This window comes from Winogradskyella sp. (genome assembly GCF_013213835.1).
Taxonomy (GTDB): domain Bacteria; phylum Bacteroidota; class Bacteroidia; order Flavobacteriales; family Flavobacteriaceae; genus Winogradskyella.
The window spans coordinates 1-23,076 of record NZ_JABSSU010000002.1; the positions used below are offsets into that span (position 1 = coordinate 1).

General features: G+C 33.7%; 23 protein-coding genes and 1 pseudogene. 16 read left to right on the forward strand and 8 right to left on the reverse strand.

Features of this window, described 5'->3' with window-relative positions; genetic code table 11:
* Together HRU50_RS02295 and HRU50_RS02300 are read right to left on the reverse strand one after the other, a co-directional pair.
* Positions 1-1,343, reverse strand: a pseudogene (locus HRU50_RS02295) (sugar transporter); the annotation flags it as partial.
* A 4-nt stretch (positions 1,344-1,347) separates the two neighbouring features.
* Positions 1,348-2,151 (reverse strand): polysaccharide biosynthesis/export family protein, encoded by an 804-nt coding sequence (locus tag HRU50_RS02300; protein WP_296347728.1) that lies wholly within the window; start codon positions 2,149-2,151, stop codon positions 1,348-1,350.
* A gap of 100 nt (positions 2,152-2,251) precedes the next feature.
* Here HRU50_RS02300 and HRU50_RS02305 point away from each other — a divergent pair, with 100 nt between their 5' ends.
* The 11 genes from HRU50_RS02305 to HRU50_RS02355 all read left to right on the forward strand — a co-directional run bounded on the left by HRU50_RS02305 (position 2,252) and on the right by HRU50_RS02355 (position 13,649).
* Positions 2,252-4,123, forward strand: a complete 1,872-nt coding sequence (locus tag HRU50_RS02305) for an ABC-F family ATP-binding cassette domain-containing protein (RefSeq protein WP_296347730.1) — start codon at positions 2,252-2,254, stop codon at positions 4,121-4,123.
* 8 nt (positions 4,124-4,131) lie between these two features.
* Entirely contained in the window at positions 4,132-4,896 is a 765-nt protein-coding gene (locus HRU50_RS02310; protein ID WP_366927331.1) for a class I SAM-dependent methyltransferase, read from the forward strand.
* 82 nt (positions 4,897-4,978) lie between these two features.
* Positions 4,979-5,665 carry an ABC transporter ATP-binding protein gene (locus HRU50_RS02315; protein ID WP_296347731.1) on the forward strand — a complete coding sequence of 229 codons (687 nt, stop codon included), beginning with the start codon at positions 4,979-4,981 and terminating at the stop codon, positions 5,663-5,665.
* Between the two features lie 295 nt (positions 5,666-5,960).
* On the forward strand, positions 5,961-6,536 hold the full coding sequence (locus HRU50_RS02320) for a cob(I)yrinic acid a,c-diamide adenosyltransferase (protein ID WP_296347733.1): 576 nt from the start codon (positions 5,961-5,963) through the stop codon (positions 6,534-6,536).
* Between the two features lie 157 nt (positions 6,537-6,693).
* The gene (locus tag HRU50_RS02325) at positions 6,694-6,915 is read left to right on the forward strand and encodes a DUF2795 domain-containing protein (protein WP_006989959.1); all 222 of its coding nucleotides are present in this window, start codon (positions 6,694-6,696) and stop codon (positions 6,913-6,915) included.
* Between the two features lie 225 nt (positions 6,916-7,140).
* Positions 7,141-10,494 carry a preprotein translocase subunit SecA gene (gene secA / locus HRU50_RS02330; RefSeq protein WP_296347745.1) on the forward strand — a complete coding sequence of 1,118 codons (3,354 nt, stop codon included), beginning with the start codon at positions 7,141-7,143 and terminating at the stop codon, positions 10,492-10,494.
* A gap of 86 nt (positions 10,495-10,580) precedes the next feature.
* Complete coding sequence (locus HRU50_RS02335) at positions 10,581-10,955, forward strand: hypothetical protein (protein WP_296347747.1); 375 nt, start codon at positions 10,581-10,583, stop codon at positions 10,953-10,955.
* Positions 10,924-11,130, forward strand: a complete 207-nt coding sequence (locus HRU50_RS02340) for a hypothetical protein (protein ID WP_296347749.1) — start codon at positions 10,924-10,926, stop codon at positions 11,128-11,130. Before HRU50_RS02335 ends, HRU50_RS02340 begins: the two co-directional genes overlap by 32 nt.
* Positions 11,131-11,171: 41 nt before the next feature.
* Entirely contained in the window at positions 11,172-12,773 is a 1,602-nt protein-coding gene (locus HRU50_RS02345; RefSeq protein WP_296347750.1) for a WG repeat-containing protein, read from the forward strand.
* Between the two features lie 13 nt (positions 12,774-12,786).
* Positions 12,787-13,209 carry a VOC family protein gene (locus tag HRU50_RS02350; protein ID WP_296347751.1) on the forward strand — a complete coding sequence of 141 codons (423 nt, stop codon included), beginning with the start codon at positions 12,787-12,789 and terminating at the stop codon, positions 13,207-13,209.
* Positions 13,210-13,247: 38 nt separating this feature from the next.
* Entirely contained in the window at positions 13,248-13,649 is a 402-nt protein-coding gene (locus HRU50_RS02355; RefSeq protein WP_296347753.1) for a hypothetical protein, read from the forward strand.
* A gap of 12 nt (positions 13,650-13,661) precedes the next feature.
* Here HRU50_RS02355 and HRU50_RS02360 read toward each other — a convergent pair whose 3' ends face one another.
* The 4 genes from HRU50_RS02360 to HRU50_RS02375 all read right to left on the reverse strand — a co-directional run bounded on the left by HRU50_RS02360 (position 13,662) and on the right by HRU50_RS02375 (position 17,253).
* Positions 13,662-14,348 carry a peptidoglycan DD-metalloendopeptidase family protein gene (locus HRU50_RS02360; RefSeq protein WP_296347757.1) on the reverse strand — a complete coding sequence of 229 codons (687 nt, stop codon included), beginning with the start codon at positions 14,346-14,348 and terminating at the stop codon, positions 13,662-13,664.
* Between the two features lie 118 nt (positions 14,349-14,466).
* Positions 14,467-16,086: a hypothetical protein gene (locus HRU50_RS02365; protein WP_296347759.1), complete on the reverse strand. Its 1,620-nt coding sequence runs from the start codon at positions 16,084-16,086 to the stop codon at positions 14,467-14,469.
* Between the two features lie 56 nt (positions 16,087-16,142).
* Positions 16,143-16,712 carry a hypothetical protein gene (locus HRU50_RS02370; RefSeq protein WP_296347761.1) on the reverse strand — a complete coding sequence of 190 codons (570 nt, stop codon included), beginning with the start codon at positions 16,710-16,712 and terminating at the stop codon, positions 16,143-16,145.
* Positions 16,696-17,253 (reverse strand): RNA polymerase sigma factor, encoded by a 558-nt coding sequence (locus tag HRU50_RS02375; RefSeq protein WP_296347969.1) that lies wholly within the window; start codon positions 17,251-17,253, stop codon positions 16,696-16,698. The genes HRU50_RS02370 and HRU50_RS02375 overlap by 17 nt, the downstream gene beginning before the upstream one ends.
* A gap of 198 nt (positions 17,254-17,451) precedes the next feature.
* On the opposite strand from HRU50_RS02375, the gene HRU50_RS02380 reads away from it, so the two are divergent.
* The 5 genes from HRU50_RS02380 to HRU50_RS02400 are packed head-to-tail and all read left to right on the forward strand — an operon-like array spanning position 17,452 to position 22,102.
* Complete coding sequence (locus tag HRU50_RS02380; RefSeq protein ID WP_296347763.1) at positions 17,452-18,018, forward strand: DUF2911 domain-containing protein; 567 nt, start codon at positions 17,452-17,454, stop codon at positions 18,016-18,018.
* Positions 18,019-18,028: 10 nt separating this feature from the next.
* The gene (gene meaB, locus HRU50_RS02385) at positions 18,029-19,111 is read left to right on the forward strand and encodes a methylmalonyl Co-A mutase-associated GTPase MeaB (RefSeq protein ID WP_296347766.1); all 1,083 of its coding nucleotides are present in this window, start codon (positions 18,029-18,031) and stop codon (positions 19,109-19,111) included.
* 39 nt (positions 19,112-19,150) lie between these two features.
* Positions 19,151-19,867, forward strand: a complete 717-nt coding sequence (locus HRU50_RS02390) for a glycosyltransferase (RefSeq protein WP_296347767.1) — start codon at positions 19,151-19,153, stop codon at positions 19,865-19,867.
* Complete coding sequence (locus HRU50_RS02395) at positions 19,864-20,487, forward strand: lipid-A-disaccharide synthase N-terminal domain-containing protein (protein ID WP_296347768.1); 624 nt, start codon at positions 19,864-19,866, stop codon at positions 20,485-20,487. The genes HRU50_RS02390 and HRU50_RS02395 overlap by 4 nt, the downstream gene beginning before the upstream one ends.
* Positions 20,480-22,102, forward strand: coding sequence for a glycosyltransferase family 39 protein (locus HRU50_RS02400; RefSeq protein WP_296347770.1), 1,623 nt, complete (start codon positions 20,480-20,482; stop codon positions 22,100-22,102). The genes HRU50_RS02395 and HRU50_RS02400 overlap by 8 nt, the downstream gene beginning before the upstream one ends.
* Here the strand turns inward: HRU50_RS02400 and HRU50_RS02405 are convergent.
* Both HRU50_RS02405 and HRU50_RS02410 read right to left on the reverse strand, forming a co-directional pair.
* Complete coding sequence (locus HRU50_RS02405; RefSeq protein ID WP_296347771.1) at positions 22,089-22,661, reverse strand: phosphatase PAP2 family protein; 573 nt, start codon at positions 22,659-22,661, stop codon at positions 22,089-22,091. The genes HRU50_RS02400 and HRU50_RS02405 overlap by 14 nt on opposite strands.
* Positions 22,661-22,888: a hypothetical protein gene (locus HRU50_RS02410; RefSeq protein WP_296347773.1), complete on the reverse strand. Its 228-nt coding sequence runs from the start codon at positions 22,886-22,888 to the stop codon at positions 22,661-22,663. Before HRU50_RS02410 ends, HRU50_RS02405 begins: the two co-directional genes overlap by 1 nt.
* Positions 22,889-23,076 lie beyond the last annotated feature (188 nt).

Genomic DNA, 23,076 nt, shown 5'->3' on the forward strand with positions numbered 1-23,076 from the left:
AGCTTAGATATTTCACCAATCACTATGTTGAGTTGTTGATTTATCGTTCTCTTTGTAATTGCGATAGCTTCTAATAATACACTTTTCTCGGCATCTATTCTTCTATCTATTTCATTAAATATAATCGAACCTTCCTTTGTCGAATATTCTAAATTTCTCCTTTCGGTAGAAAGTGTAATAATATTTCTTACACCTGACAAAATATTAACTTCATCAATTCCTACGGTTGTAGGCGCGGCAATCTTTGTATAATCAGTTTTAGTTCTTAGATAGTCTTCTAAATTGTTTAAATAGTTTAGTTTTGATTGTTCGCTTAACTTCTCTTGATCATATGATTTAAGTTGTTCAGCATATTGATTTATTTCAGTCTTAACATCATATATTTTGTTGGTTTTAATGAAGTTGTCCATCTCGTCAGTTACGTCCTTTAACTGAACCCCAACGGTACTTAAACTACTATCAATAAATTTAATGGTATTAGTGGCATAGAGATTTTTTCGCTCAAGTTCAGTCTTTTTAAGAATATCAGTTGTAGCATTTAAAAAATCTACAATTTTCGATTTATTTAGCCCTATAAGTGATAACCTCAATACTGAAGAAGCGTCCCTAGAAGAAGTTTCAATTTTTACAGTACTCTTGTATTTATTTACAACAGAATCAAAATTTAAAAATCTTATGAAGTAATCAGTATTATTTGAATAATTAGAGTTAACTTTTAATTTGACAATGCCATTAAAAAATGGTAAACTAATCTTATCCCCAAACTTAAATACTTGAGAAAACAATCCAACAGGTGTGCTTATTTGAACCTTTTCTTTGGTCGAATAAATTTGAGCTGTAGAACCTGAATTCTGAAAATCATAAACTAACTCAAAAGTTGAGTCATCAATAATTTTAATCTGAAGTGGTTTACCAATAACTTGAGGTTGATTCACATCTATATTAACCTCAAATGGAGCCTGCTTATATACATCCTCTAAATGATACTTGCCTTGCCTTAAATACTCTTTATAAAATTGAAGAGAGTCAATTACACGTTCATTGTGTGTTCTGGTTTTCACCTCTGTAATTATACTTCCAACTTTGTTAGAAACACCTCCCCAATTGAAAGAGATGCTTGTTGTAGAAGTAAAAAATGGATTTTGATCATTTTCAACCGAAATAAGAGATTCTAACCTATAAATATTTTGTTTTCTTATGTTAATGTAATACGCTACTGACAAACAGAGAAGAACAAATAAAACAATTAAAGGCCAGTAGCTAAATATTTTAAAAAACATACCTTTAAAATCAAAGCTTATACGGTTTGATTCATTAAATTCTATATCATCGTTATAATCCATAAACCTAAAGTCTCGAAAAAATCAAAATTCCTGAAGTAATAAGAGATGCGATAGTAGCCAATGTTACCAAGCTCGAAACTGCGGTTTCTCCTGAACCAATTGACTTTTGTCTAAGAGGTGGAACATATATTATATCATTCGGTTGAATATAATAATAAGGTGACTTCATGACTTCTACATTCGTTAAATCTAAATGATGGATTCTCTGACCCGTAGGATATTGCCTTATTAACATAACATCTTTTTTGTTACCAGTAACTGGAATTTCACCAGCATTGGCTATTGCTTCAATGATATTAACACGCTCCTCGAAAAGTACAATTGTACCAGGGCTCCCAATTTCACCTGTTGTTGTGTATCTTAATCCTGCAAGCTTTACTATTACAAAAATATTCGCTGTCTCTTTAAATTGTTCATCTAACAATCGTTTTTCAATAAACTTTTCTATTTCTACAACTGTATGACCCAATACATTAAATTGGCCTAAGGTAGGTATACGAATATTCCCGTGTAAATCCACTGTAAACCCATCAAAATACGCACGTTCGGCACTACTCGCATTCAATGTACCACTATCACTTATCGGATTAAAAATCTGTACATTATCCTGATCAAGAACTCTTATTCTAATGTTTAATTGATCATCTACTTGTACTCTATATGGTTTTTGAATTTCAGAAAGATCATTAGGGATTGTATCGTTAGTAGCATTTGCATTTTCTTGAAAGTACAAGGTGTTTTTATGTGGTATACAAGACGTTACAAATACGGATAGTAGTAATATTATAAAAAGCCCGTAATGCTTCATAAATAAAAGGGTGTTTACAGACAAATATAACGCATCAACCTCAATAACAAAACAATTAGGTTTCTTTTTGGTTTATTTCGTTCTTTGTAAAAAAATTGATGTGAATTATCTTAACGCAGAAAACATATCTAAGTCATACGGAGAACTAGTTCTTTTCCAAAATTTGTCCTTTAGCATTCATAAAGATCAGAAAATTGCTTTTGTTGCAAAAAACGGAAGTGGAAAAACGTCTGTTCTTAATATTTTATCTGGAAAAGACTCACCAGATGAAGGGCAAATTGTAATTAGAAAAGGATTAAGATTGGCGTTCTTAGACCAAGAACCAGAGCTAGATAATAAACTTACAATTGAAGAAACCATTTTAGCATCAGATATACCAATTCTAAAAATCATTGAAGCCTACGAAAATGCGATAAAAAATCCTGAAGACACCGAATCATATCAACTTGCTTTTGAAGCTATGGACAGAAATAATGCTTGGGAATTTGAAACACAATACCAACAAATTCTGTCTCAATTAAAATTGAATGACTTCGCTTTAAAAGTAAGCACTCTTTCTGGTGGTCAAAAAAAACGTTTAGCTCTAGCTCAAGCATTATTAAGTAAACCAGATATTCTAATTCTCGATGAGCCTACCAATCATCTCGATTTAGAAATGATAGAATGGCTAGAAAGTTACTTTGCTAAAACACAACAAACGCTTTTCATGGTAACTCACGACCGTTATTTCTTGGAGCGTGTTTGTAACGAAATTATAGAATTAGACCATGGACAACTCTATACCTACAAAGGCAATTATTCTTACTATTTAGAAAAGAAGGAAGCCAGAATTGAAAGCGAAAGTATTGAAGTTGGCAAAGCTAAACAACTTTATAAAAAAGAGCTCGATTGGATGCGTCGTCAACCAAAGGCAAGAACAACAAAATCTAAAAGTAGAATTGACGACTTCTTCGAAATAAAGAAAAAAGCGCACCAAAGACGAAAAGACCATCAAGTGCAACTGGAGATTAATATGGAACGTCTTGGTAGCAAAATCATTGAGTTTCATAATGTGTCAAAAGCCTTTAAAGACAAGAAAATTCTAGATGGTTTTGACTACACTTTTAAAAAGGGCGAACGCGTCGGAATCATTGGTAAGAATGGTACAGGAAAATCTTCATTTTTAAACCTTCTTACAGGAAGTCTTCAAGCTGATGGCGGAAAAATAGTTATTGGAGAAACTGTAAAAATTGGATATTACACTCAAGGCGGAATTACAGTAAAACCAGACCAAAAAGTTATCGATGTCATTAGAGCTTATGGTGATTATATTCCTTTAGCAAAAGGACGACAAATAAGTGCCCAGCAATTATTAGAACGCTTCTTGTTTGACAGAAAAAAACAATACGACTTTGTCGAAAAACTTAGCGGTGGCGAACAAAAACGCTTGTACCTATGTACAGTTCTTATTCAAAACCCAAATGTTTTAATCTTAGATGAGCCTACTAACGACTTAGATATTGTTACACTGAATGTATTAGAAAGTTTTTTAATGGATTTTCCTGGTGTTTTGCTTGTAGTTTCTCACGACCGCTATTTTATGGATAAAATTATTGACCATCTTTTTGTATTTCAAGGTGAAGGAATTGTAGATGATTTCCCAGGAAATTATTCAGATTATAGAGCTTATGAAAGTAGTCAACCAAAACCAATCGAAACCACCAAGAAAGCCAGCAATACAGAAGCTGTAAAACAAAACACAGCAAATAAGCTTTCTTATAACGAACAAAAGGAATACAAGAATTTAGAATCTAAAATTCGCTCACTAGAACTCGATAAAAAAGCACTAGAAGAAAAGTTTAACAATCCTGATTTATCACAAGACGATATCAATAAACTTTCTAGTGAATTACAAGTTATCATTGACGCTATTGAAGAAAAAGAAATGCGTTGGTTTGAGTTAGCAGAAAAGCTTGAAGCCAATAGCCAATAGCCAAAATAGTGTACCAAATAAAAGCATACATAAAGTTTCTATTTTCATCCACCAATCAGCATGGAGTACATTCGCCATTTATATACAATTTCGTCACCAAATGTTTATATGACAGGTCGAAATACGAAGACTACAATAAACTAAAAGACTACAGAAACACACTTCTTAAAAACAAAGACAGTATTGAAATCACTGATTTTGGTTCAGGCTCGCGTGTTTTTAAAACCAACAAAAGAACAATTAGCCAAATAGCTCGCATCTCTGGAACACCTTTAAAAAGAGCTAAACTTTTCTACAGATTATCTAATTACTTTCAACCTAAAAAAACTTTAGAACTTGGCACTTCGTTAGGTATTGCGACTCAAGCATTAGCTTCAGGAAATCCTGAAAATAATATTACAAGTATCGAAGGTTGTACAAACATTGCTGAACAAGCAAATAGACAACTTAGTAAATTCAAAAATGTGAGCTTACTAACCGGTGAATTCAAAAATGTTATTCCTACTTTAAATAAAGATAAATTAGATTTCATCTTCTTTGATGGACATCACAGCAAACAAGCCACAATAGAATATTTTGAGATGCTTTTACCAAAAGCGCATAACGATTCCATTTTTGTTTTTGATGACATCTATTGGTCTAAAGAAATGACTGAAGCTTGGGAATATATAAAAGCTCATAAGTCAGTAACTGTAACAGTTGATTGTTTTCATTTAGGATTTGTATTTTTTAGAAAAGAACAAGTCAAAGAACATTTTAAAATTAGACTGTAACAACCTCGCAACTTTAACGTCTTATTAACTGTAAATTCCTGTATCTTGCAGGAAGAAATAAGCAACCAAGACTATTCAAACTATGAGCGACAACGTCATTGAGATTAGAGGAATCATCAGAGATTTTAAATTAGGTCAAGAAACTGTACATGTTCTAAAAGGAATTGATTTAGACATTAAACGTGGCGAATATGTAGCTATAATGGGACCTTCTGGCTCAGGCAAATCTACTTTAATGAATCTATTGGGTTGCTTAGACACACCAACAGCTGGTTCTTACATGCTCAATGGAAAAGATGTAAGTCAAATGGCAGATGATGAATTGGCTGATATCAGAAATACCGAAATCGGTTTTGTGTTTCAAACATTCAACCTTTTACCAAGAACTACTGCATTGGACAATGTTGCACTTCCTATGATTTATGCTGGTGCGTCTAAAAAATCGAGAATAGACCGCGCTTCTGAAGTTTTAACTGATGTTGGTCTTGCTGATAGAATGGATCACAAACCAAATCAACTTTCAGGTGGACAAAGACAACGTGTTGCAGTCGGAAGAGCCTTAGTAAATAAACCTTCTATCATTCTTGCCGACGAACCTACAGGAAATTTAGATTCTAAAACTGGGACTGAAATCATGGCACTTTTTGACCAAATACATGCTTCAGGAAACACGGTTATAATGGTAACTCACGAAGAAGACATTGCAGCTCACGCTAAACGTGTCATTCGCTTACGCGATGGTATTATTGAGAGTGATACGTATCAGTAAATAGTGATTAGTGATTAGTGATTAGTGATTAGTGATTAGTGATTAGTGATGAAAGCTAATCAATTCGTTAAGAATTCCTGAAACCTTGGAAGAAATTTAGATTTTATTTTTGATTTTCAGTTAACTGAAAAATTTCTTATTTCAGCTTGATTTTTTGGCTTGGTTTATCCTGAGCGCAGTCGAAGGGTTTTGTATAAAGACAAAACGAATCATATTAAGCCATTTCAAATTTGACGAACCTTAAAACTTTTATAAACTTTTCAAATTAAAATTTAGAACCTTTAAATTTGTTAGTATGAAAGTATACACAAAAACAGGTGATAAAGGTACTACTGCACTTTTTGGAGGTACACGCGTACCAAAACACCACATCAGAATAGAAAGCTACGGAACTATTGATGAGTTAAACTCACACATTGGTCTCATCAGAGATCAAAAAATCAATCAGTTGTATAAAAACACGTTAATGCATATTCAAGACCGATTATTTACAGTTGGTGCAATCCTTGCAACAGATCCTGAAAAAGCAGTTTTAAAAAGTGGAAAGCAACGCTTAAATATTCCTAAGATTTCAAACGAAGATATTGAACGTCTCGAAAAAGAAATGGATATTATGGAAGCAAGTCTACCTCCAATGACGCACTTTGTGCTTCCTGGCGGACATCAAACTGTGTCATTCTGTCACATAGCACGTACTGTTTGCCGCAGAGCAGAGCGTTTAGCGTCTCATCTTAATGAGTTAGAGCCTTTTCAACCAGAAACTTTAATGTACATTAACCGCCTTTCTGACTACCTTTTTGTGTTGGCACGGAAGTTGTCACATGATTTGCAAGCTGAAGAAATAAAGTGGATTCCTCAAAAAGAATCGTAATCTAAATTTTATTCAATTTTAAGTAGAAAACAGTGAATTGTTTAAACTTAAAAAGCTGAAAATTAAACGTTCTTTTATTAATGATGAAATAATTTAATTTTTACTTGAATTATTCAGCTAAAAAATTATTTTTGCAAAAATTAAACACCTTACGCAAATGTATTGGACATTAGAATTAGCATCTTATTTAAGTGATGCACCTTGGCCAGCAACAAAAGACGAACTTATAGATTATGCAATCCGTACCGGAGCACCTCTAGAAGTTGTTGAAAATTTACAATCAATAGAAGACGAAGGAGATTCATACGATTCTATTGAAGAAATTTGGCCAGACTATCCAACTGACGAAGATTACCTCTGGAACGAGGACGAATATTAACATATAATAAAATCACAAAAAAGTCTCTTGCGTTATCTCAACTAAGAGACTTTTTTTATTTTCGAAAACTCTATATTAATTGAGTTCAAATTGTTAGGCTTAGTGCAGTCGAAGCCTACTTTTAAAAGAAATCACAAAAAGTGCTTCAAATGCACTTAGTGTGATAAATCAAAAAAACTAACAAAACTAAGATGAGCGATTCTCATCTGATTCAAAATATAAAACATGGGTATATTAGATAAAGTACTTAAGGTTTTTGTTGGAGATAAATCCAAACAAGACGTTAGTGCTATACAACCAATTGTAAACAAAATTAAAACCTTTGAACAAGCTTTAGAAGCATTATCTCACGATGAGTTAAGAGCTAAAACTTTAGAATTCAAAGACAAAATAGCAGAAGCTAGAAAACCACTTCTCGAAAAACAAAATGAGCTTTTAGCTAAAGCAGAAGTTACTGAAGATATTGATGAAAGAGAAGATATTTATGTTGCTGCAGATAAGATTGAAGATGAAATCTACGAAGTAACAGAGGACGTTCTTAATGACATCTTGCCTGAAGCTTTCGCTGTTGTTAAAGAAACAGCTAAGCGTTTTGTAAATAATACTGAAATCTCAGTTACTGCAAATGCATTTGACAGAGAAGTTTCTGTGAGAGATTATGTTACTCTAGATGGCGACAAGGCTATTTGGGCAAATTCTTGGGACGCTGCTGGTAAAGAAGTGACTTGGGACATGATTCACTACGACGTACAGCTTATAGGTGGTATTGCAATGCACCAAGGTAAAATTGCAGAAATGCAAACTGGTGAAGGTAAAACATTGGTTGCAACACTTCCAGTATACCTAAACGCACTTTCAGGTAAAGGTGTACACTTAGTAACTGTAAATGACTACTTAGCAAAACGTGATAGTGCATGGATGGCACCAATTTTTGAGTTTCACGGTTTGAGTGTAGATTGTATAGACCATCATACACCAAACTCTGATGCACGTCGCAAGGCATATAATGCAGATATCACATACGGAACAAATAACGAATTTGGTTTCGATTATTTACGTGATAATATGGCACACTCACCTGAAGACTTAGTGCAACGTCCACATCATTTCGCTATTGTAGATGAGGTAGATTCTGTACTTGTTGATGATGCGCGTACACCACTGATTATCTCTGGCCCTATTCCAAAGGGAGACGAGCACGAATTTGACCAACTTAAACCAAAAGTTGAGCAAATTGAAGCTGTGCAGCGTAAATATTTAGTTGGTGTTTTAGCAGAAGCTAAAAAGTTAATCGCTTCTGGAGATACTAAAGAAGGTGGATTCCAACTATTAAGAGTTTATAGAGGTATTCCAAAGAATAAAGCATTAATTAAGTTTTTAAGTGAAGAAGGTGTAAAACAATTGCTTCAAAAAACGGAGAACTTCTACATGCAAGATAACAACAGGGAAATGCCAAAAGTTGATACAGAACTCTACTATGTTATCGATGAGAAAAACAATCAAGTTGAATTAACGGATAAAGGTGTAGAATACCTTTCTGGTAAAGATGACCCTAATTTCTTCGTAATGCCAGAAATGGGAACTGAGATTGCTAAGATTGAAAACAAAGGCTTATCAACTGAAGAAGAAGCGGTTCTTAAAGAAGAATTATTCAGAGATTTTAGTGTAAAATCTGAACGTATCCATACACTTAACCAATTACTAAAAGCTTACGCGCTTTTTGAAAAAGATGTACAGTATGTAGTCATGGACAACAAAGTAATGATTGTTGATGAACAAACTGGTCGTATTATGGATGGCCGTCGTTATTCCGACGGTTTACACCAAGCGATTGAAGCTAAAGAAAATGTAAAGATTGAAGCGGCAACACAAACCTTTGCAACAGTAACACTTCAAAATTACTTTAGAATGTATCGCAAGTTATCTGGTATGACAGGTACGGCGGTTACAGAAGCTGGTGAATTCTGGGAAATCTACAAGTTAGATGTTGTAGAAATCCCAACAAACAGACCAATCGCAAGAGATGACAGAGATGATTTAGTGTATAAAACAAAACGTGAAAAATACAATGCTGTTATTGATGAAGTTGTAGGTTTATCTCAAGCTGGTAGACCTGTACTTATTGGTACAACTAACGTTGAAATCTCTGAGCTTTTAGGAAAAATGTTGAGTATTCGTAAGATTCCTCATAACGTCTTAAATGCAAAGCAGCACAAAAAAGAGGCCGATATTGTTGCCCAAGCAGGTAATGCAGGTCAGGTAACCATCGCCACAAATATGGCCGGTCGTGGTACCGATATTAAATTAAGTGACGAAGTTAAAGCTGCTGGTGGTTTAGCAATTGTTGGTACTGAGCGTCACGATTCTCGTCGTGTAGACAGACAGTTACGTGGTCGTGCTGGTCGTCAAGGAGATCCAGGGAGTTCACAATTCTACGTGTCTCTAGAGGATAACTTAATGCGTTTATTTGGTAGTGAGCGTATTGCTAAGATGATGGATAGAATGGGACTTAAAGAAGGTGAAGTCATTCAGCATTCTATGATTTCTAAGTCTATTGAGCGTGCACAGAAAAAAGTTGAAGAAAATAACTTTGGTGTTCGTAAGCGTCTGTTAGAATATGATGATGTTATGAATGCTCAACGTGAAGTTGTTTACAAACGTCGTCGTAACGCATTACACGGAGAACGTCTTAGAGTAGACTTAGCTAACATGATTTTTGATACCTCTGAAGGTATCGCAATGAATAATAAGGCAGCTAATGATTACAAAAACTTTGAGTTTGAATTAATCCGCTACTTCTCTATGGCGTCACCTATTTCTGAAACTGAATTTGCAAAAATGGGTGAGCAGGAAATTGCTGGTTTAATCTATAAAGAAGCATTCAAACACTATCGCGAAAAAATGCAACGTGCTGCAGATTTAGCATATCCGGTAATTGAAAATGTTTACAATACACAACGCGATCGTTTTAAGCGTATTGTAGTACCATTTACAGATGGTGTTAAAAACCTTCAAGTTGTTACAGACCTTGAAAAAGCATACGAAACAAAAGGAACGCAGTTAATTAATGATTTTGAAAAAAACATTACACTTGCTATTGTAGATGATGCTTGGAAAACGCATTTACGTAAAATGGATGAGTTAAAGCAATCTGTTCAGTTAGCAGTACACGAGCAAAAAGACCCTTTATTAATTTATAAGTTCGAATCTTTTGAGTTATTCAAAAGTATGATTGACCAAGTGAATAAAGATGTTATTTCATTCTTATTTAAAGGTGAAATTCCTCAAGAAACGGCTAATACAATTCAAGAAGCTAAAAAACGACGTCAAGAAAAAACAACAGAGCAAAAAGAAGAAATCCCAAATATGGATGAGCGTGCAGCACAAAACAGAGCTGCCGGACAAGGTGCTTCTCGTCAGCCACAAGTTGTTGAAACTATTGTTAGAGAACAGCCAAAAATTGGTCGTAACGACAAAGTGACAATTAAGCATGTAATGAGTGGCGAAAACAAAGTTGTAAAATACAAACAAGCTATTCCATTAATTGATAAAGGTGAATGGGTTTTAGTGAATGATTAAACCAATTCAAAATTACTATCATTCTGAATTCATTTCAGAATCTAAAAAATCCTGATAACTTTAATCAGGATTTTTTATTTTTAAATATGAATCTTATAAAAATACAGACCTATTTTTTAATTTTTGTGGTTTATTCATTCACATGTAATAGACAATTTGAAAATCAAACCTATTCTCTATCCACTGAAAATAATATCATCTGCACAGACAACAACTGTCAAGGCACATATCAAGGCAAAGAATTTATAAATGGTGATGATGTTGCTCATCAATTCTCAAATAGAATGTCAAGTAAAGTTGGTGAACAACTCAAAACATTATACAAACAAGGTAAATTCAGTAAAGTAGATTTTAAGAATATAGTGATGACTACTGAAGGTATGGGTACTGGAAATGTAGCCTATTATCTTAAAATTCCATTTTCTAGAGTTGAAAATAAATGCGACGCATATATCATTTGATCATGTTGGTGGTTGGAATCATAAGCCAGAACTAATAAAAAGAAAAGCACAACTTCAAAACGCATTAATTAAAGGGCACCATCTCTGCATTAGCAAACTAAAAACAACTAAAGAAGGTTTACAAGAATATTGGATACAATGGCAAAATAAAATAACACAATCTGAATGTGAGTAATTAAAGAATACCTATTAACTTTCAACAATAAATTTACATTGATGAAAACACGATTTCTACTGTTCCTTTTCTCTACTGTTTTTACCATTCAAGCACAAAAACAAATAGATTTATATGCCTTTAACAATAAAGATTACAAATATGGTTATATGGACTCTGTGGGTAATGTCGTTGTTGAACCTAAATTTGAATATCTGAGTGATAACTTTTTCGATAAAGAGATCTCTATTGTATATCAAGAAAGAAAATATGGGTTCATTAATAAGTTTGGAGACATTATATCTGAACCAAAATATACTTATATAAGTGCTCCTAAAAAAAACGTAAGTTATTTAATCGCTGAGATTGATGACAAATATGGTATCATGGATATTTTTGGCGATTTTATTATTGAACCCAAATTTGATCGCTTAGAAATAGATCAAAGTAGTGACATTATAAGATTTGAAGACAACGAAAAATGGGGCATGATGAATATCAAAGGTGATACGCTTGTTGTACCAAAATACGATTACATTAGTAGCTTCTATAATGGTGAAATAGCACATTGTTGGATAAATGATAAACATAACTACATAAACGCCAAAGGTCAATTAGCCATTAATGCCACTTACAACTCAGCGACAAATTTCAACAGTGGTTTTGCTGCAGAAGGATATGCGCAAATTGGTATTAAAAATAAATCTGGTGATATTAAATACGGCATTATTAGTATTAAAGGTGACACCATAATTCAACCCATATATGATGCCATAGGCAATTACGGCAAATATGACCTTACGGATATAAGACTAAATGGTAAAATGGGGTTTATAAATAATAATGGGGCCCTTGTTATTGAACCAAAGTTTGAATACATTAAAAGCTTTGAAAACAGAGCACATGCAGAGATAAGAGAAAATTATCTTTATGGATTAATCAATAGAAAAGGTGAAATTGTTGTTGAACCAAAATATAGTACCATTACAGATTTTAGAAACTCAAATGTTGCCAGGGTCAGTAAAAATAACAAATACGGGTTTGTCAATAATAAGGGTGAATTAATCCATCCCATTAATCTTGAATATGGCGATCCCTACTCATTTAACGATTTGGTGGTAATAAAAAAGGATAACAAACATGCATTTATGGATACAACAGGGACAGTAGTCATTCCATATAAGTTTGATACCGCATTTGGGTTTCAATCTCTTCCTTATGCACCAGCAGAGATTGATGGTAAATGGGGTTTCATTAATAAAAAAGGTGAGTTTATTATTGAACAGAAATTTGAGTTGGCCTTTCCTTTCAATGAAGAAGGCATGGCTAAAGTAAAATTGAACAATAAATGGGGTATTATAAACACAAAAGGTGAGTTTATTGTTGAACCACAATTTGGCTATATTAAAGATTTCGATGAATACGGATATGCCGAGGTCAGAACAGTTTCTGAAAAAAATGCTGGCTTGGTTGGTACAAAAAATGGATATATCGATAAAAATGGTAATATTATTATAGACTTATTATTTAAAAACATAAAGCTTTATCCAGAAAAAGGATTAGCCCACGTCAGTTTTGGTGAACGCCGAGGACTTGTGGATTTTAAAGGAAACTTTATCGGTTTCACTAGAGAAGATATTGAAATTGAGAATGCTAAAAATTAGAATTAATTGAGTTATGCAACAACGCTTAACCATCATAACATTAGGTGTTAAGGATCTAAAAAAATCCACTGACTTTTACGAAACGAAATTTGGTTGGCATAAAACAGAAGCAAGTAATACAAATATCTCCTTGTTTAAACTGAACGGAATTTTATTGTCGCTTTATAATGAAGATGAACTCGCTAAGGATGCTATGTTAGATACCGGAGGCTATGGTTTTAAAAAATTTACAATGGCTTACAATGTAACTTCAAAAAAAGAAGTTGATGAAACCATTGAAGCATTAAGAGTTAAAGGTGTTACAATTATTAAAGAACCACAAGAGGTGTTTTGGGGTGGTTACAGTGCCTATGTAAGTGATTTAGATGACAACTTATGGGAGATTGCATATAATCCATTTTTAGAGTTAGACGAGTACGGTAATGCTCTAGATTAATTTTTGTAAATTATAGCCACTAACTAATCACTCTAATTATGAAAAATGTAATCGCTACTGTTGTGGGCTTTATTGTGGCATCTGCAACGGTATTCCTTATTGAAAACCTCATTGGGCATAGTTTATTCCCATTACCAGAAGGTGTTGACCCTATGGATATAGAATGGATAAAAGCCAATATGGATAAAATACCTGTAGGTGCAAAGGTATGTGTTGTTATAGGGCACTTTATGGGTATTGTAGTCGGTATGTTTACGGCATCTAAAATCTCTAAAACTAGTATGATTCCGTGCTATATTGTTGGTGGTTTAATGCTATTAGCTACAATTTTTAATATTATAACGCTACCTAAAGAATTATGGTTTTCGTTATCTGACGGTATACTTGCTATCATCGGTTTCTTAATTGGTAAACGATTATCAAAAAACCTTGTCAAATAGATTTTTATAACATCAATAAATTTGTAATAACAAATTGGGATCAGGACAATTAGCCTTATAAAACGCTAAGTCTTTTTGGTTACTAACGCCTGGATAATCACCATAATTATCCTGAAGATTTTTTATAATCTGAAAATGTAAATGCGGAGGATAGTCCCCATTTACAGATGCAGTGCCGAGCGTACCAATCTGTTGACCTTGCTTTACTTCTATCCCAGTTTGAATATTCTCAATAGAATTTAGACTTAAGTGCCCATAAAGCGTATTAAACCTAAAGCCGTCTATCAAATGTTCTATGATAATTGTTGGGCCATAATCGCCATAATTGGTATTATTCTTAAAGCTGTGAATTACTCCAGGTAATGGTGCGTAAATTGGTTCGTCTGCTTCAATCCATAAGTCTAGTCCAAGATGAATATTGCGCTCTTCTTCAGGATCTGCTTGATTAAAATAATCGCTACGATTGTATATACCTCGATGTTCTATATAACCTCCATACGCCACTTTAGCGTTGTGCTTTGACATATATGTCCATATATACTTTTCTAAGTCTTGAGAAGAGGAGACATCTATATGTTTTAGGGTTTCGTTTTGAACAGATAAGTCTAAAGCAACGTAACTATCATAGCTTATAGACGGGTCCACCAACTTATGAGCATCAAGAGATTTTAGCAGTAATTGGAACTCAGTTTCAGGCATAAAAAAATTTTCCTAAAAATAAGGAATCTATTTTATGGAAAATAAAAGAAAGGAGAAGAAAATAGTTTAATAACTAAACTTGTGTGATTAAGAAATAAGTCGGCAAAAACAAGTAATTTTAATTCATAATCACACTACTATATTTAGCGTTTACAATAATATTACCACCTAAAGATTGTCCTTCACCTCTAATTGTTTTTTGACTTGTAGCTCTGTTATTTAATTTAGATTTATTTCCTTTAAAATGCATTGTATAATTGACACCTTTTGGAAGATTTACTAAAGCATCACTATTTTCTAAAATCAAATTCAAATTTTTAAACGTCTCCGTTAAATTCGAAATTGTTAAATCACCAAAGCTACCATCAATGATACCTGTTTCACTAAGTGATTCTATATTAACGTTAGATGATTTTGAATTTAAGACTAAATCTTTAGCAGCTCTAATTTGTGCCTTATCCACATAATTTAAATTTAATGTTCCTAAATTCCATGTATTAATAACCACTGGCGAATAAGATACATTGATGGAAGTATCACTTCCATCAATGTTTTCTGCTATTAAAAAAGCATGTGAAATGTCTCCTCTAAGGTTATGAATAACTGAAGACAATTTTAATTCACCATGTCTAATATTGGTTTTTAGCTTCGCTTTTTTAGGTATTTTAATTTTAATGACCTTTCTCACTTTGCTATTAGTACCAGATTCACCAGCTCTAAAACTATAGCCTGTTGCAGCTCTGCGCTCTTGCATTTCCTTTTTTCTGCGCTCCAAACTTTCAGCACGTTCAGCTTGGCGCTCTGCTAATCTTTCTTGGCGTTCTGCCATGCGTTCTTGTTTCTCTGCTCTTCGTTCCATCATTTCTGCTTTTCTCTCCATTAGCTCAGCTTTTCTCTCCATCTCTGCACCAAGACGTTCTCCCCATGCTTCCATTTTTTCAGCCCATTCTTTACTGAATTTCTCACCGAACTCTTCTCCCCATTTCTCCATGTCTTTACCAAACTTTTCACCAAACTCTTCTCCCCATTTCTCCATGTCTTTGGCCCACTTACCTTCAAAACGTTTACCATATTCTTCTCCCCATTTTTCCATCTTTTCTTGGTAACCAGATTCAGCAAAACGTTTTGCCCATTCTTCCATATTCTTCTGAAGTTCTTTACCTCCTTCTTTCTCGTAGCGCTTACTCCATTCTTTCAGATACTTATCGCCTTCTTTTTGATACTTATCATAATCAAATTTTATAGTCGTAATACCATCTGGAAGCTCAGGTAATTCCGGAAACTCTGGCATGTCTGGCATTTCAGGAAACTCTGGCATACCGGCATAACCTATTACAACATTATCTGGAAAATTGATTTCTGGTATTTCAGGTAAATCTGCAAGTTCAAATTCTAAATCTTTCAATAAATACGTGTAACCTTCTGTACCGTATAAACTAATAGCCTTTCCACCTTCTGAAGAAATTTCTACTCTATCATTAGACCCGTCTACTTTTAAATTCCAGGCATCTAAGACACGTTGTAATTCTTCTTTTGAAAGCTTATCACTTTCTACATATGCTTCAATTTCTATAATGTCTTTGTTCCAAGTATCAATTTCAATCTCTGCATAACTTGTGTTCAAGTCCACAACGACATCTTTGTTGACTTTGATTGATTGTGAAGTCTTACTTAACTTCTTTTGTGCAAAACCATAACTGGTAATTAAGCACAGCATTAAAATTTTTATTGTTTTCATTTTTTGATTGTTTTGATTAACTGTTCGTTTTTTGATTTATATGATATATTAAGTACTTACCCTATTTGTTCAAAAGCATCATCATTAAATTCCTTAAGCTTTTCTTTTAATCGTGTTACAAGATTTAATCTCAGCTTTAAGTTTTCAATTAATGCATCTAATGTTTCTTCATTTGGTCCATTTTCATTGAGCTCAATGGTGAGCTTTTGATATTCATCATTTAGTTCTTTCAGTCTTAAAATATAACCGTCAACTAAATCTTTATTTTCTGGAGTTAACTCAACTTTAGACAGTTCTAAATTGATACTCGCTAAATAATAGTCTTCTACTTTCTTTAATTCTGGCGAATAATCGCCAATGGTCTTTAAATCTGTCTCAACTATTTTTTGGTCGTTGTTCGGTTCAACTATAGTTGGATTCTGAAAAAATTTCACCGCACCAAAACTCAGACCTAATAATACCACAACACTCGCAGCGATGTAGAAAAATGAAAATCGACTTGGCTTCTCCTCAATTGGTAATTCTTTTTCGAGCTTCTCGAAAAAGCGCGCTTCATGACCTTCCGACATTTTAATGCCTTGATCTTTTGTGTTCTCCTTGAATAAATTTCTAAGATCTTGTGCCATTTCTTCTTGTTTTTAAGGTTGTCTGTAACTTCTGCTTTCCTCTTGATAGTTGTGTTCTCGATGCAACTTCAGAAATATTGAGTATTTCTGATATCTCTTTGTGATCGTATCCTTCAATGAGATACAGCATTACAACATATTTATATTTTTCTGGCAGTTCATCAATTGCTGCCTTCACTTCATTAATTGTGATTTCGTCATCTACCAACCACTCACTTTCATAATCAGCATCTACTACATTTAGATGATGCTCCTCTAACTCTATACTGCGTTGACGTTTATATTTCAACACATCAATACACTTATTAATCACGATGCGTTTTAACCAAGCTCCAAAAGTCACTTCACCTTTATATTGTTCTAGTTTAGAAAATGCTTTAATAAATGCCTCTTGAACTACATCTTCCGCTTCCATTGTATCAGAAATGAAACGTTTAGCAACTATAAGCATACCATCACAATACTGCCTGTAAAGCTGCATTTGCGCTTTCCTATTGTTTTGTTTACACTGTTCAACAATATGTATCTGTAACGTACTGATGATTAATTGGTTTTTGGTTGATTGAACTCTTATTTAAAATCGAATTCACACTAAAGACGACACAAAAAAATGAGTGTTGCAAAAAATTTTTAAAAATTTTCGATTTTATAAGATTTCTCTAAAATTAGGCGTTCTATTCTATAAATTTAGGGAATTGAATTATATTTAACTCCGAATAAAAAAGGTAATAAAACCACAATGTTAAAACGTTTATTAATAGTACTTTCTATAATTGCTTTAGGGCTTTTGATCTATACTGTTTTTGTAGAAAACATATTCGCACCAAGACTTAGTCCTAAGGATACTGCTAAGATTACACTTAATGATTTAGATTTAAAAGTAGAATACAATAGACCGTCTAAACGAGAACGTGACATTTTTGGCGCTTTAGTACCATTTAATAAAGTCTGGAGAACCGGTGCAAATGAGGCGACGACGTTTCAGTGCAACCAAGATTTAATGATTGATGGTATTTTATTAAAAAAAGGGAAATACACCTTATGGACAGTACCAATGGAGAACACTTGGAAGATTATGTTCAATTCTAAGCAATACCAATGGGGAGTTGATGAGAAAATGCAACCCTTGTGGGATCCTAATTACGATGTATTAGAAACTGAAGTTGCTAGTCAAACAATAGATGAAGTTGTTGAGAAATTCACCATTGCCTTTGATAATAAAACAGGAAACTTAAAATTAACTATGGCTTGGGACACGACACTAGTTGAGCTACCTCTCAAAGTGTACGACCCTTCGAATCCATAAATAGTGTATTGTGGCGAAGGATAAAAAAACATATAAATCTGCTTTACAAGAGCAAGATGGTATTGCACCACCAGAATCCTTAAGCACAAACTCTGCAAATTCTATAAAAGCTAAACGCAGAAAACAACCTACTGTAGATGAATTGGTGTCTGGTATACTCACGGGTAATATTACTGATCTCAGTAGAGCAATTACTTTAATAGAAAGTACAAATACCCAACACACCCAAAAAGCCCATGATATTATTACTGCATGCTTACCGCATACCAAAGCCTCTGTTAGAATAGGTATTACTGGTGTGCCAGGTGTTGGTAAAAGCACCTTTATTGAAGCTTTTGGTGGCTATTTAACATCTCAAGGTAAAAAGGTAGCAGTCTTAGCTGTAGACCCAAGTAGCAGTTTGAGCAAAGGAAGTATTCTAGGTGATAAAACCAGAATGGAAGATCTTGTAAAGGATAAAAATGCGTTTATTAGACCTTCACCTTCTGGGGATTCGCTTGGTGGCGTTGCCAGAAAAACAAGAGAAACTATTATTCTATGTGAAGCTGCAGGTTTTGATACTATAATTATCGAAACGGTTGGTGTTGGACAAAGTGAAACCGCTGTGCATAGTATGGTAGATTTCTTTTTACTCTTAAAACTTGCAGGTGCAGGAGACGAACTGCAAGGTATAAAACGCGGTATCATAGAAATGGCAGATGCCATTGTTATTAATAAAGCGGATGGCGACAATTTAAAAGCGGCTAAATCAGCACGATTAGAATTCAATAGAGCTTTACACTTATATCCTGAAAAAGAATCTGGCTGGTCACCAAAAGTATCCTTATGTAGTGCACTTAAACAAGAAGGTATTTCTGATGTTTGGGCATTGATAATGGAATATCTCACACTAACACGATCTAACCAATATTTTGACCAAAACAGAAATAATCAAAATACCTTTTGGTTGCTTCAAACCATAGAGGAACAATTAAAAACCAACTTCTACAATACACCAATTATTAAGGAAAGTATTAAGGAGCAAATTGCCCTTGTGGAAGCTGGAAAAATAACACCTTTTGCTGCAGCTGAATATTTGCTTTCGTTATCGTAAAAAAACAATACTTTTGCACAGACTAAGCAATCACATTCTATGTCTTACAAGTTAACTATTGTAGTACCTGTTTATAACGAAGAAGAAAATCTTGAACGTGTAGAACTAGAACTTTCAAAGTACCTTTCTATGGCATCGGTAGCTACATCTGTACTTTTTGTTAATGACGGTTCTAAAGACAATAGTCAAACACTCATTGAATCTATTTGCGAACGCAATACGGCGTTTGATTATGTGCTGTTTAAAGAAAATAGAGGTCTTAGTGCAGCCATTAAAGCGGGTTTTGATTACGTTGACTCAGAACTTGTAGGTTATATTGATTCTGACTTACAAACTGCACCAGAAGATTTTAATATACTTCTAGAACATATTGACAATTATGAATTAGTTACTGGTGTAAGATCTAACAGAAAAGATTCTTTTGTAAAAAATATGTCCTCTAAGATTGCTAATGGTATACGACGTGCTTTTACTAAAGATGGTATGGATGATACGGGTTGTCCGTTAAAAATTATACGAACAGATTATGCCAAACGCATCCCAATGTTTAGAGGTCTACATCGTTTTTTACCTGCTATGATTATGCTTCAAAACGGACGTGTAACTCAGGTACCTGTGCAACATTTTCCAAGAATTGCTGGTACTGCAAACTTTGGTTTATGGAACCGCTTGTTAGGTCCGTTAATGGATTGTTTTGCTTACCTATGGATGAAGAAAAAGTACATTAATTACGACGTCGCTAAAACTAGTAAATGAAAGACTGGATCATTTATTCCATTGGGTTTTTAGCTCAAGTACTATTCTCAGCAAGACTGATCATTCAATGGGTAACGTCAGAACGTAGCCGAAAAGTCATTACTCCATCCACCTTTTGGTTATTGAGTTTAATCGCATCGTTTCTTTTATTTATTTACGGATACTTACGTTATGACTTTGCCATTATGCTAGGTCAGAGTTTAACCTATTTCATATACATCAGAAATTTACAGCTACAAGGCCAATGGCAAAAGTTTCCGAAATTGGTGCAATGGTTATTTTTTACGGTGCCTGTTTTTATCGTTATCTTTTACTATAACAACAATAAAATTGATATTGATCTTCTATTTAAGAATGAAGACATTCCGTTATGGCTGATGCTATTAGGTATTTTTTCTCAAATTATATTTACCATGCGTTTTGTCTATCAATGGATTCATGCAGAGCGTACAAAAGAATCTACCTTGCCAATGGGATTTTGGGTATTGAGTTTAATTGGGTCCTCACTCATTTTAACCTATGCGATTATAAGAAGAGATCCTGTATTGCTTTTGAGTCATTTAATGGGAATGACCATATATGCTAGAAACGCTTACCTCATAAGAAAAACCAATGATTAAGCTCATAGAAAAATATCCGATATTGAGTTTATTGCTTTTTGTAGTGATTACTTTAGGCTTTACGATTGATAGTATTCCTGTAACGATAATGGAAGCCAGAAATTTTATTTCGGCTAGAGAAATGCTTACTGATGACAATTGGATTTTAACGACTATGAACGGTGAAGCACGTTACCAAAAACCGCCTTTACCAACTTGGATTACAGCTGTATTCGGTTATCTATTCGGAATAAAATCTGTACTTGCCTTGAGATGGCCAGCACTATTATTTTTAGCAAGTATTGGTATTTCAACATATTTGTTGTCTAAAAAACTAGAGCTTAACAAATCACATAGTCTAATCAACAGTTTTATTGTTCTAACATCTTTTTATGTGATTGGCATTACCATAGAAGCACCTTGGGATATTTATACACACGGCTTTATGCTTATGGCATTATACCAACTATTTATAATGTTTAAAACAAAGTACACAGACACATTAAGAAGCTTGCTATTTGTTGTGTTCTTAGCAGCTTCGGTATTATCTAAAGGACCTGTGTCGTTGTATGTCTTATTATTGTCATTTATTATAGCCTATGGCATTGCATTTAAGCTTAAAGGTGGTACGATGTACTTTCTCAAACTTATCAGTTTATTAGTTTTTGGTATTGTACTTGGCGGTTGGTGGTATTTTCATGTACGCGTGGCAGATCCTGAAACTTTTACGGCCATTGCTTCTAAAGAAACCTCTAACTGGAGTAGCTATAACGTAAGACCATTTTATTACTACTGGAGTTTCTTTGTGCAAAGTGGTTTATGGACTATTCCAGCATTTATCAGTTTATTGTATCCATATTTAAAATCTAGGGTTTCTCATCTAAAAGCGTATCGTTTCAGTTTCTTCTGGACAATCATAGCAGTGATATTACTTTCTGTTATTCCTGAAAAAAAATCAAGATACCTGATGCCAGTGTTGATTCCGTTAGCTATCAATATTGGGTTTTATATTGAATATCTTATTCGTGAGTTTAAAAACCTTAAAGACAAACGCGAAACTTTTCCAGTGTATTTTCAATTTGGATTAATTGCACTTGTTGGATTAAGTTTTTGGGTTACTAAGTTTGTTGTTTTTGATGACTTATCTGGTCTTATGCTTGCTCGATATATTATAGGGTCTTTAGTTTTAGCTGTTATAGGTATATTCATAATAAAACAACTCAGAGCCAAACAAATTAAGCACGTTGTTTATCTTTTAGTGGTCTTAATGATGAATGTTGGATTCTTTGCTTTACCATTAGCAAAAACACAACAACAGCCCGAATATTTACCAGTTTCTAAACTGCAAAATTCAAATTTAAAACTGTATTATCTTGAAGGTGTTTCGCCAGAAGCGATCTATAATTACGGCGATAAAATACCAAGTTTAAAATCTGGTGAAGGTTATACGATTCCGACAGAAAAGCGTTTCTATTTACTCACTTCAAAAACAAATCCGGCAGATATTAAGGAACTCGCAATGCTCTATAATATTGACTTTATAGACACTTATGATTTAAATTATTCCGGAAAAAAGGGGACACGAAGTCATCGTGGTCGATTGGTAAATCAATTGTATAAACTTACTCTGAAATAAATCGCTTAAGTACGTAAGTATTCAACTTATAAAACCCAAATCCTGCTAAAGCACCAAAGGTCATTCCGCATAAGATATCTACAGGAAAATGTACACCAACATAAATACGACTGTAGGCTACTAAAAATGCCCAAACCAATAAGATAAAAATAAGTCTTTTGTAATACGGTCGTAATACTAAACCACCAAATACTGCTGCTGCCATAGAATTAGACGCATGCCCTGAAAAGAAACTGCGTTGCGAACTACAACGTTCTGCTATAAACCGTATAAAGTCTTTAATTTCATCACAAGCACAAGGTCTAAACCTAAGTACTGAACGCTTTACAACATTAGTCGTTTGGTCTGTAAATAAAATCATTAGTGTAATGACTACCATAATCATCAGTAATGATTTCCAGCCCATTTTTTTATAAATTAGAAATAATAGAAGCGCGTAAAGTGGTACAAAGGTGAGTTTATTGGTTATGGCTAACCACAGCCAATCCCAGGTTTCAGAACCTAGACCATTGAGGTATACAAAAAGATCTGTATCTAATTCTAAAAGTCTCTCTAGCATTAATCTTCGTAACGTGCTACTTCTCTATCATAAAACTCAGTAGCCAATCTTATATAATTTTCAGTTTCTGTTTCGAGTTCTTTTTGGTCGTGTTGATCGAACTCTTCAAACCATTCTACTTCATCATTTTCTAAATTAATAATAAATCTAGGAAACTCAGTATGAATTATAAAAATAGCATCGGGATAGTCTGTATTATCTCCAAGTATAAATTTTGGCAATTCCATTTGTTAACTTTTGATGCGCGTAAAAGTACAAATTTAGTTAGAGTTGAATAATGAAATCTTGTTCTCGATACAAATTTCATTTGCTAACACAACTGAAATCCACTCGAACTGACGATTTCTGCAAACTCGTTCAAATCAAAAACACATATAAATTAATCTGAGTGTCAGTTCGAGTAATTTTGAGGTAC

Excerpts from the sequence above, each read along its gene's own strand:
- HRU50_RS02335 (WP_296347747.1), top strand. The coding sequence starts at position 10,581 with ATGAATCTTATAAAAATACAGACCTATTTTTTAATTTTTGTGGTTTAT.
- HRU50_RS02365 (WP_296347759.1), bottom strand. The coding sequence starts at position 16,086 with ATGAAAACAATAAAAATTTTAATGCTGTGCTTAATTACCAGTTATGGT.
- HRU50_RS02410 (WP_296347773.1), bottom strand. The coding sequence starts at position 22,888 with ATGGAATTGCCAAAATTTATACTTGGAGATAATACAGACTATCCCGAT.
- HRU50_RS02400 (WP_296347770.1), top strand. The coding sequence starts at position 20,480 with ATGATTAAGCTCATAGAAAAATATCCGATATTGAGTTTATTGCTTTTT.
- HRU50_RS02315 (WP_296347731.1), top strand. The coding sequence starts at position 4,979 with ATGAGCGACAACGTCATTGAGATTAGAGGAATCATCAGAGATTTTAAA.
- secA (WP_296347745.1), top strand. The coding sequence starts at position 7,141 with ATGGGTATATTAGATAAAGTACTTAAGGTTTTTGTTGGAGATAAATCC.
- HRU50_RS02380 (WP_296347763.1), top strand. The coding sequence starts at position 17,452 with ATGTTAAAACGTTTATTAATAGTACTTTCTATAATTGCTTTAGGGCTT.
- HRU50_RS02345 (WP_296347750.1), top strand. The coding sequence starts at position 11,172 with ATGAAAACACGATTTCTACTGTTCCTTTTCTCTACTGTTTTTACCATT.
- HRU50_RS02390 (WP_296347767.1), top strand. The coding sequence starts at position 19,151 with ATGTCTTACAAGTTAACTATTGTAGTACCTGTTTATAACGAAGAAGAA.
- HRU50_RS02350 (WP_296347751.1), top strand. The coding sequence starts at position 12,787 with ATGCAACAACGCTTAACCATCATAACATTAGGTGTTAAGGATCTAAAA.
- HRU50_RS02320 (WP_296347733.1), top strand. The coding sequence starts at position 5,961 with ATGAAAGTATACACAAAAACAGGTGATAAAGGTACTACTGCACTTTTT.
- HRU50_RS02395 (WP_296347768.1), top strand. The coding sequence starts at position 19,864 with ATGAAAGACTGGATCATTTATTCCATTGGGTTTTTAGCTCAAGTACTA.
- HRU50_RS02360 (WP_296347757.1), bottom strand. The coding sequence starts at position 14,348 with ATGCCTGAAACTGAGTTCCAATTACTGCTAAAATCTCTTGATGCTCAT.
- HRU50_RS02355 (WP_296347753.1), top strand. The coding sequence starts at position 13,248 with ATGAAAAATGTAATCGCTACTGTTGTGGGCTTTATTGTGGCATCTGCA.
- HRU50_RS02370 (WP_296347761.1), bottom strand. The coding sequence starts at position 16,712 with ATGGCACAAGATCTTAGAAATTTATTCAAGGAGAACACAAAAGATCAA.
- HRU50_RS02405 (WP_296347771.1), bottom strand. The coding sequence starts at position 22,661 with ATGCTAGAGAGACTTTTAGAATTAGATACAGATCTTTTTGTATACCTC.
- HRU50_RS02325 (WP_006989959.1), top strand. The coding sequence starts at position 6,694 with ATGTATTGGACATTAGAATTAGCATCTTATTTAAGTGATGCACCTTGG.
- HRU50_RS02300 (WP_296347728.1), bottom strand. The coding sequence starts at position 2,151 with ATGAAGCATTACGGGCTTTTTATAATATTACTACTATCCGTATTTGTA.